This window comes from Aggregatibacter actinomycetemcomitans DSM 8324 (genome assembly GCF_000372365.1).
In the GTDB taxonomy this organism is placed as follows: Bacteria; Pseudomonadota; Gammaproteobacteria; order Enterobacterales; family Pasteurellaceae; genus Aggregatibacter; species Aggregatibacter actinomycetemcomitans.
The window spans coordinates 1-8,919 of record NZ_AQUU01000024.1 but is presented as its reverse complement, the minus strand read 5'-3'; the positions used below and the strand labels follow the sequence as shown (position 1 = coordinate 8,919).

Annotated in this window: 11 protein-coding genes and 2 tRNA genes; 4 read left to right on the top strand and 9 right to left on the bottom strand. The window is 46.0% G+C overall.

Annotated elements, in window-relative coordinates; translation table 11 throughout:
• The coding region (locus A3CS_RS0110545; RefSeq protein ID WP_012821002.1) for an IS3 family transposase at positions 1-240 on the top strand (240 nt) is incomplete at its 5' end.
• Between the two features lie 73 nt (positions 241-313).
• Here A3CS_RS0110545 and A3CS_RS0110540 read toward each other — a convergent pair.
• Positions 314-390, bottom strand: a tRNA-Arg gene (locus A3CS_RS0110540).
• A gap of 33 nt (positions 391-423) precedes the next feature.
• Positions 424-500, bottom strand: a tRNA-Pro gene (locus tag A3CS_RS0110535).
• Between the two features lie 156 nt (positions 501-656).
• On the opposite strand from A3CS_RS0110535, the gene folD reads away from it, so the two are divergent.
• Positions 657-1,514, top strand: coding sequence for a bifunctional methylenetetrahydrofolate dehydrogenase/methenyltetrahydrofolate cyclohydrolase FolD (folD, locus tag A3CS_RS0110530; RefSeq protein WP_005547874.1), 858 nt, complete (start codon positions 657-659; stop codon positions 1,512-1,514).
• 88 nt (positions 1,515-1,602) lie between these two features.
• On the opposite strand, the gene groL is transcribed toward folD, so the two are convergent.
• The 3 genes from groL to A3CS_RS0110515 all read right to left on the bottom strand — a co-directional run bounded on the left by groL (position 1,603) and on the right by A3CS_RS0110515 (position 4,226).
• Positions 1,603-3,246: a chaperonin GroEL gene (gene groL / locus A3CS_RS0110525; RefSeq protein WP_005547876.1), complete on the bottom strand. Its 1,644-nt coding sequence runs from the start codon at positions 3,244-3,246 to the stop codon at positions 1,603-1,605.
• 120 nt (positions 3,247-3,366) lie between these two features.
• The gene (locus A3CS_RS0110520; protein ID WP_005544374.1) at positions 3,367-3,657 is read right to left on the bottom strand and encodes a co-chaperone GroES; all 291 of its coding nucleotides are present in this window, start codon (positions 3,655-3,657) and stop codon (positions 3,367-3,369) included.
• Positions 3,658-3,743: 86 nt separating this feature from the next.
• Positions 3,744-4,226 carry an FxsA family protein gene (locus A3CS_RS0110515; RefSeq protein ID WP_019518476.1) on the bottom strand — a complete coding sequence of 161 codons (483 nt, stop codon included), beginning with the start codon at positions 4,224-4,226 and terminating at the stop codon, positions 3,744-3,746.
• Between the two features lie 229 nt (positions 4,227-4,455).
• On the opposite strand from A3CS_RS0110515, the gene aspA reads away from it, so the two are divergent.
• Together aspA and A3CS_RS0110505 are read left to right on the top strand one after the other, a co-directional pair.
• Positions 4,456-5,874: an aspartate ammonia-lyase gene (gene aspA, locus A3CS_RS0110510; RefSeq protein ID WP_005547881.1), complete on the top strand. Its 1,419-nt coding sequence runs from the start codon at positions 4,456-4,458 to the stop codon at positions 5,872-5,874.
• Between the two features lie 181 nt (positions 5,875-6,055).
• Positions 6,056-7,093, top strand: a complete 1,038-nt coding sequence (locus A3CS_RS0110505; protein ID WP_019518475.1) for a glycosyltransferase family 9 protein — start codon at positions 6,056-6,058, stop codon at positions 7,091-7,093.
• Here the strand turns inward: A3CS_RS0110505 and A3CS_RS1000000112565 are convergent.
• The 4 genes from A3CS_RS1000000112565 to A3CS_RS0110495 all read right to left on the bottom strand — a co-directional run.
• The gene (locus A3CS_RS1000000112565) at positions 7,065-7,262 is read right to left on the bottom strand and encodes a hypothetical protein (RefSeq protein WP_012820883.1); all 198 of its coding nucleotides are present in this window, start codon (positions 7,260-7,262) and stop codon (positions 7,065-7,067) included. The genes A3CS_RS0110505 and A3CS_RS1000000112565 overlap by 29 nt on opposite strands.
• Before the next feature lie 46 nt (positions 7,263-7,308).
• Positions 7,309-7,458 (bottom strand): hypothetical protein, encoded by a 150-nt coding sequence (locus tag A3CS_RS1000000112560; RefSeq protein ID WP_012820882.1) that lies wholly within the window; start codon positions 7,456-7,458, stop codon positions 7,309-7,311.
• A 541-nt stretch (positions 7,459-7,999) separates the two neighbouring features.
• Positions 8,000-8,575, bottom strand: a complete 576-nt coding sequence (locus tag A3CS_RS0110500) for an HAD family hydrolase (RefSeq protein ID WP_233143755.1) — start codon at positions 8,573-8,575, stop codon at positions 8,000-8,002.
• A 104-nt stretch (positions 8,576-8,679) separates the two neighbouring features.
• Positions 8,680-8,919 (bottom strand): IS3 family transposase (locus tag A3CS_RS0110495; protein ID WP_012821002.1); only part of this gene is annotated, 240 nt, incomplete at its 5' end.

Sequence of the window (8,919 nt, the reverse complement as noted above, 5' to 3'; positions counted from 1 at the left end):
ATGTTGGAAGGCAAGGCGATACAAAGTATGAGTCGCCGAGGGAATTGCTATGATAATGCGGTGATTGAAAGCTTTTTTGCGATATTAAAATCTGAGTGTTTTTACTCACGCACTTATACTTCGATTGCCGAATTACAGGCGGAAATTGAAGAATATTTGGTGTATTACAACCAAGAACGAATTAAACTTGATTTAAAAGGATTAAGCCCGGTGCAATACCGAGCTCAATATTTAAGTTAACTAACCTGTCCAACTTTTGGGGGGCAGATCACTTTTCGGTGATTTAAAGTGAGATATCGATAAAATTATTAAATGGCACGCCCTAAAGGATTCGAACCTTTGACCCACGCCTTAGAAGGGCGTTGCTCTATCCAGCTGAGCTAAGGGCGCGTTGTAAATGGAATAGTGAAAAATAGAGAAAAGTGGTCGGCGAGATAGGATTTGAACCTACGACCCACTGGTCCCAAACCAGTTGCGCTACCAAGCTGCGCTACTCGCCGACTGAAAGACGTGTAGCATTATAGTTTTCTTTCATTTTCAGTCAATAAGTTTTTACTGTTTTATTATTAATCGTTTAAATTTATGGCAATGCCTTACATCTGCCATAGTTTTCTGCCAAAATAGTCAATGTTTCTGTTTATTCACTGGAGAATGTAATGACTGCTCAAATTATTTCCGGCACTGAATTATCACACCAAATTAAAACCCATATTGCCCGCCAAATTGCACATTATGTGGAAAGGGGTAAACGTTCTCCCGGGCTTGCAGTGATTTTGGTCGGTGCCGATCCTGCTTCACAGGTTTATGTGGGAAGTAAGCGCAGAAGCTGTACCGAAGTGGGAATTGTTTCCAAATCCTACGATTTACCGGAAAATACGTCAGAGCAGGAGTTGCTAGGAATCATTGAACAGCTCAATCAGGATAAGGATGTTGATGGCATTCTGGTTCAGCTGCCATTACCAAAACATATTGATAGTACCAAAGTCATTGAAAAAATCTCGTCCGAAAAAGATGTGGACGGCTTCCATCCTTACAATGTCGGGCGTTTATGTCAGCGTATTCCGACGCTACGCGCTTGTACGCCTTATGGCGTGATGAAGCTGTTGGAAACCACCGGTATTGCGTTTCGTGGCAAACATGCGGTGATTGTGGGCGCGTCAAATATCGTTGGTCGTCCGATGGCGTTAGAATTGTTACTTGCAGGTTGTACTGTCACGGTTACCCATCGTTTTACCGAAGATCTGGCACATCATGTGCGTCAGGCGGATATTGTTGTAGTTGCCGTGGGAAAACCGAGATTTATTAAAGGGGAATGGATTAAAGAGGGTGCTGTTGTGGTTGACGTGGGGATTAATCGTATTGATGGCAAACTGGTGGGTGATGTGGAATTCGACGTGGCAGCGGAACGTGCGGCGTATATTACGCCGGTGCCGGGCGGTGTCGGTCCGATGACGGTGGCAATGCTGATGCAAAACACCCTTTCCGCTTATGAAAAACATGAAAATTTAGGCTAAAGTGCGGTCGTTTTTCCAAACGTTTTTAGTCCCTATAAAAAAGCCCTTGATTTGATCAAGGGCTTTTGCATTTCTGAGCAGGGAGGAATTACATCATCCCGCCCATGCCTCCCATACCGCCCATTCCGGCAGCGCCGAGGTCAGCTTTGTCGTCTTTCGGTAACTCGGTGACCATACATTCGGTAGTGATCATTAAACCGGCAACAGACGCCGCAAATTGTAATGCGGAACGGGTGACTTTCGTCGGATCCAAAATACCCATAGCGATCATGTCGCCGTACTGTTCAGTGCCTGCGTTATAACCGAAATTGCCTTCACCGTTCTTCACTGCGCTGGCGATCACGGAAGCTTCTTCACCGGCATTTGCCACGATTTGACGCAACGGTGCTTCCATAGCACGAAGGGCAAGCTTGATACCCACATTTTGCTCTTCGTTCTCGCCTTGTAAGCCGACTACTCTGCCGGCTGCACGAATTAACGCCACGCCACCACCGGCAACGATGCCTTCTTCTACCGCCGCTCGGGTCGCGTGTAAGGCGTCTTCAACGCGCGCTTTTTTCTCTTTCATTTCCACTTCGGTTGCCGCGCCCACTTTAATCACCGCAACACCGCCGGCCAATTTCGCCACGCGTTCTTGTAATTTCTCTTTGTCGTAGTCGGAAGTGGACTCTTCAATTTGTTGACGAATTTGCGCTACACGACCTTGGATTTGTGCTTCATCGCCGATACCGTCGATGATGGTGGTGTTATCTTTGTTGATAACAATACGTTTTGCCTGACCTAAATCTTCAAGTGTGGCTTTTTCCAATTCCATACCGATTTCTTCGGAAATGACCGTACCGGCGGTTAAAATCGCAATATCTTGTAACATCGCTTTACGGCGGTCACCAAAGCCCGGCGCTTTCACTGCGGCCACTTTCACGATACCGCGCATGGTGTTTACAACCAAGGTTGCCAAAGCTTCGCCTTCCACATCTTCGGCGATGATTAACAATGGTTTACCGGCTTTCGCCACGCCTTCTAATACCGGCAATAATTCGCGGATGTTGGAGATTTTTTTATCTACTAACAGGATAAACGGATTGTCCAGTTCCACAGTGGCGGTTTCAGGCTTGTTGATGAAGTATGGGGAAAGGTAACCGCGGTCGAATTGCATACCTTCAACCACATCCAATTCGTCTTCCAAACCGGTGCCGTCTTCCACGGTAATTACGCCTTCTTTACCCACTTTTTCCATGGCTTGAGCGATTAATTGACCCACAATGCTGTCGGAATTTGCAGAGATCGTGCCAACTTGTTCGATTTCTTTTGAGGTTTCGCATGGTTTGGAGAGATTTTTAAGCTCGGCAACCACTGAGTTGACAGCTTTGTCGATACCGCGTTTTAAATCCATCGGGTTCATACCGGCGGCAACGGCTTTTAAGCCTTCGTTCACGATGGCTTGAGCCAATACGGTGGCGGTTGTGGTACCGTCCCCTGCCGCGTCGTTCGCTTTGGACGCCACTTCTTTCACCATTTGGGCGCCCATGTTTTCAAATTTATCTTCTAATTCGATTTCACGCGCCACGGAAACCCCGTCTTTGGTGATGGTCGGTGCACCGAAAGATTTGTCTAACACTACGTTACGACCTTTTGGACCGAGAGTAACTTTTACTGCATCGGCTAAAATATTTACGCCGTTTAACATTTTTACGCGTGCGTCGTTGCCGAATTTTACGTCTTTTGCTGCCATTTTTAATTTCCTTTTATTTTATGGTGGGTTTTAGCCTACCATTTCATTCAACACTGTTTCAGTGGGTTGAGCCCCACCTTGCGATTGCGAAAAGTGCGGTCGTTTTTTCGAGCGTTTTACTTACTCAACGATCGCCAAAATATCACTTTCAGAGATGATGAGCACTTCCTCACCGTCAATTTTCTCCGCTTTCACGCCATAACCGTCGCTGAAGATCACGGTGTCGCCAACTTTAACGTGCATTGGGTGTACACTACCATTTTCCAGCAAGCGTCCCGGACCTACTGCCAATACTTTGGCGCGAGTGGATTTGGTGGCAGCGGAACCGGTTAAAACGATGCCACCGGCGGACTTAGTTTCCACGTCTTCACGTTTTAAAATGACTTTGTCGTGTAATGGACGAATATTCATTTGAAATTTCCTCTATTTCTTAAGTTAATAAAAAAGCCCTTTGTATATGGGAGTTATTTTTCTGCTTTCAAGGGGAGGAGCTAAAATTATTTGAGCCGTTTATGTTCATCCACTTCCTTTTCAAATTCTGCCCCAAAAACCTCGCCATCTTCCGCCTTGTGGTGGCGTGACGAATAAAAAGTGTGATCGTTTTTAAAGATGTTTTGACGGAAGAACATGAAACGGCTGCCCAACAGCATTTTCGCGATGTGGCTACCGAGCGGGCTGAGTAGAATGCAGGCAAGTATATCGGTGACGAAGCCCGGAATTACGAAAAGCACGCCGGCAATAAGCCAACGGGCAGAATTGAAAATTGTTTCGGTCGGCAATTCGCCCTGTTTCAATTGTTGTCGGACACGCGTTAAGGCATACCAACTGCGGGCGCGAATAATCAAAATACCCAACAACGATGAACCGATCAGCAAGAGAATCAACATAAAAATACCGAAATGGCTCCCCACCCAAACCAATAAGCTCAGTTCGGCATAAATAAACAGGAAAACGGCGAAAAGAAAGGCAATAAAAGGCATGGGCGCTCCTTAATAATAAATCGGCTATGAATATTACCCTGTTTATTTTGCAGTGCAATATGTCGGCGCTTCAAATCTCGCATTCAGGTTAAAAAAACTAATGTGAAAAATAAAAATAAATCCTAAATGCGTATAAAAATCTGTGAGTTAGATCAATTTAATTTTCTTTGAAGTTTCTATAATGCTCTCAATAAAACAACTCGTAATAAGGCAAATGAGGAGAGCTAAAATGACACAATTCAGAAAAGAAGTGGATTTATTAGGTGAACGCGACGTTCCTGCGGACGCGTATTGGGGGATTCATACATTAAGAGCGATAGAAAATTTCAACATTTCTAACACCACCATTTCTGACGTGCCGGAATTCGTACGTGGCATGGTGATGGTGAAAAAAGCTACTGCACTCACCAACGGCGAATTAGGCACGATTTCGAAAAAAATTGCCGATGCTATTGTAAAAGCCTGTGATGAAGTGTTGGTCAACGGCAAATGTTTGGATCAATTCCCGTCCGACGTTTATCAAGGCGGCGCGGGCACTTCCGTCAACATGAATACGAACGAAGTGGTTGCGAATCTGGCATTGGAAATTTTAGGACACAAAAAAGGCGAATATAATTATTTGGATCCGATGGATCATGTGAATGCCAGCCAATCCACCAACGATGCTTACCCGACCGGTTTCCGTATTGCGGTGTATAACAGCATTATGAAATTAGTCAGCAAAGTGTTGTATTTACAACAAGGCTTTGAGAATAAATCAAAAGAATTCGCCAAAGTGTTAAAAATGGGGCGCACCCAATTGCAAGATGCGGTGCCGATGACCGTGGGACAAGAATTCAAAGCCTTTTCCGTATTGTTGGATGAAGAAGTGCGGAACTTAAAACGCACGGCGGAATTGCTGCTTGAAGTGAACTTAGGTGCGACCGCGATCGGTACCGGGTTGAACACCCCGCAAGGCTATGTACCGTTGGTGGTGAAACATTTGTCGGAAGTCAGCGGTTTGCCTTGCGTGGTTGCCGAAAACCTGATTGAAGCCACATCCGACTGCGGCGCTTATGTGATGGTACATGGCGCGTTAAAACGTACGGCGGTAAAATTATCCAAAGTATGTAATGATTTGCGTTTATTGTCTTCCGGTCCGCGTGCAGGCTTGAAAGAAATCAACCTGCCTGAATTACAAGCGGGCTCTTCCATCATGCCGGCGAAAGTCAACCCGGTGGTGCCGGAAGTGGTGAACCAAGTGTGCTTCAAGGTGATCGGTAACGACACCACCGTGACCTTCGCTGCTGAAGCCGGTCAATTGCAATTAAACGTGATGGAACCGGTAATCGGTCAGGCTATGTTCGAATCTATCGACATCTTAACCAACGCGTGCGTGAACTTGCGCGATAAATGTATCGACGGCATCACCGTGAACAAAGAAATTTGCGAAAATTATGTGTTCAATTCTATCGGTATCGTCACCTACTTAAACCCATTCATCGGTCACCATAATGGCGACTTAGTGGGTAAAATATGCGCCCAAACCGGCAAAGGCGTGCGTGAAGTGGTGTTGGAAAAAGGCTTGTTAACCAAAGAAGAATTGGATGATATTCTGTCCGTGGAAAACTTGATGAACCCGACTTACAAAGCGAAATTAAATAAGTGAACAAAGCGACCAATAAAGTGTCAAAAAACTAACTTGTTTATTTTAGTCAAAATCAGCGTCTTAACGGATTAGGGCGCTGATTTTTTATTTGTCGCTTTTTAATGGACGATGGTCGGGCTAGAATAAGCAAAATTTTTTCCGGCGGACCTTAAGCCGAAACCTTGGATAGGAACAACAGACGATGAAAAAAGTATTGGTTATTCGTAACGATAAACTGGGTGATTTTATGTTGGCATGGCCGGCGTTTGCCATGTTGAAAGCATCGGATCCGTCGCTAAAACTTACCGCACTTGTGCCGACGTATACGGCGGAAATCGCCCGCGCCTGCCCTTATTTAGATGAGGTCATCATTGACGTGCCGAAGGGGGATAAAGCGGCGTTTCAACGTCTCGTGAATGACATCAAGGCGCAGCGATTTGATGCTATGATTAGTTTTTTTTCCAATACGCACAATGCCAAACTGGCTTGGAAATGCCGTATTCCTTATCGCTTGGCGCCTGCAACTAAATGGGTGCAGTTTTTTTATAATCATCGTCTGGTGCAACGTCGTTCTCAATCTGCCAAGCCAGAGTTTGCCTATAATCTGGATTTAGCCCGTCGTTTTTTACAGGATCAGAGCATTGCGGTGGTGGAACCGCGTCCGCCGTATCTCAGCTTCCCGAAAAGTGCGGTGGATTTTCAGAGTGAATTTTTATGTCTGCAGTTAAACGTGGATTCATCGAAAAAATGGATTTTCGTGCACAGCGGTTCGGGCGGCTCCGCTAATAATTTATCTTTGGCGCAATACGCCGCATTGATTCGGGGGCTGTTGGCGCAGTTTGATGCGTATGTGATTCTCACCGCCGGCCCCAATGAAAGTGAAAAAGCCCATGAATTGGCGGGGCTGGTGCAAGATGCCCGCGTGGTGGTTTATGATAAAAATAAGGGGCTGGTGGATTTTGCACAATCCTTGGCGTGCGCCGATCTGTTTATTGCCGGTTCGACAGGTCCGCTTCATTTGAGCGGCGCGTTAAACGTGCCGACCATCGGCTTTTACCCGAGCCGCCGTTCCGCCACACCGTTGCGCTGGCAACCGATTAATGATGAGGCGAAACATCTGGCATTTTGCCCATCTAACGACAAAGCCAGCCAGACGGATTTAAGCAAAATCTCAATCGAGGAAAAGCTAGCGAAGATGATTCGGTTTATTACTAAAGTATGGCACGCGGCTGATAAATAACAGCGTGTATTGCACCACCCGACCGATACCGAATGCAAACATCAGCGTACCAATGCCGAGACAGCAAAATGCCGATAACGGCGTAGGCAAAACGCACATAAAGTGCGGTGGGTTTTTCCGGTAAATAGGTGGTTAAGCCGAGGACAAGGGCGATAACGAAAATATTCATTACCGTGGGAGCCCCGGCCTGAGCTTTAGCGGAAACCACGTCGGCATCACGTCAGGCTGATAATGCACGATGCCCAACCGACGCTGAATTGCCCTTGTAACGCAACGCCTTGCGACAATACTGTCCAAGGTGCGGAACTCGAATCGGAAAGCAACAGCAAACCTTCGCCGATGATGATTAAATAAAGAAGCAACACGCCGAACGAAACGGGTTCAAACGACCCAAAGAGATTTGGCAGACTAATTCGTATGAGGCAGAACCTGTAGCTTTTTCATCAATACATAATCCGTGATTTGTTAAGTAAGATGGGCGCACTATCCCAATCTTTACCGGTTCTGCCTAAACAAATCTCCGCTAAGGAGCTAATTCAACACATCAACCACTTCATAAGGTAACCTGTTGTCCATCATGAAAAAATCGACGTAATTGTTGATTAACACATTGCCTGCGAATGGTAATGAAACGGTTCGTTCCTGCGCACTTATTGAGCCGCATTTATACGGGCAGAATAGAGTAGTATGATTATGGGAATATGGAGCTTCGGAAGATAAAGGGTAATGGTAAAATAAAATGACTGGGGAACGTATTACCTCCTTTCTATCCTTTGTATACCTTCTCCTGTAAGCTCAGGTGGGCAGGATAATTTTAAAATATCAATGTATTACAATGTTTCGAGCAACTGTGATTCAAACATGCGTACCATCAACGGTGTAGTGCGAAAAAGTGCGGTCATTTTTCTAATCAAATTTCACGCCCAAGGTGATTAAATCCTGTTTTAGTTTTTGGGCATGGGTGAATTGTAAGGTGTGTAAGCCGACGTTGCGGGCGCCTTCTACATTGCGCAGGTTGTCGTCGATGAAGACGGTGTGTTGCGGGTTTAGGTGGTAGCGTTCGATTAACAGATTGAAAATGCGTGGGTCGGGTTTTGCCAGGCGTTCGTAGCCGGAGACTAAAATGCCCTCGAATTCGGTTAAGAAAGGGAAGCGTTCTTCGGCGAAATGGAAGGTTTCGTTGGACCAGTTGGTCAGCGCCAACAAGCGGACGCCACTGCGTTTGAGGGGCTCCAGCAGGGCGACGGTGTCGTCAATGGCACCGTTTAGGGTTTCCGTCCAGCGTTCAGGATAGGCGCGGATTTCCGCTTCATACTGTGGATGTTGTTTGACGGCTTCGGCAACGCCTTCCGACCAGGAGCGCCCGGCATCTTGTCGCGCATTCCATTCGCTGTTGCACACTTCTGCCAAAAAGCGTTCCATTTCCGCGTCGTTGCTGAAAATCTTGCGGTATAAATGGCGCGGGTTCCAATCTACCAGCACGCCGCCCAAATCAAAAACGACGGTCGATATGTTGGGTTTTGGTCATGTTTTCCTCCAATGGATGATGGAAAAGTGATCTGCCCCCCAAAAGTTGGACAGGTTAGTTAACTTAAATATTGAGCTCGGTATTGCACCGGGCTTAATCCTTTTAAATCAAGTTTAATTCGTTCTTGGTTGTAATACACCAAATATTCTTCAATTTCCGCCTGTAATTCGGCAATCGAAGTATAAGTGCGTGAGTAAAAACACTCAGATTTTAATATCGCAAAAAAGCTTTCAATCACCGCATTATCATAGCAATTCCCTCGGCGACTCATACTTTGTATCGCCTTGCCTTCCAACAT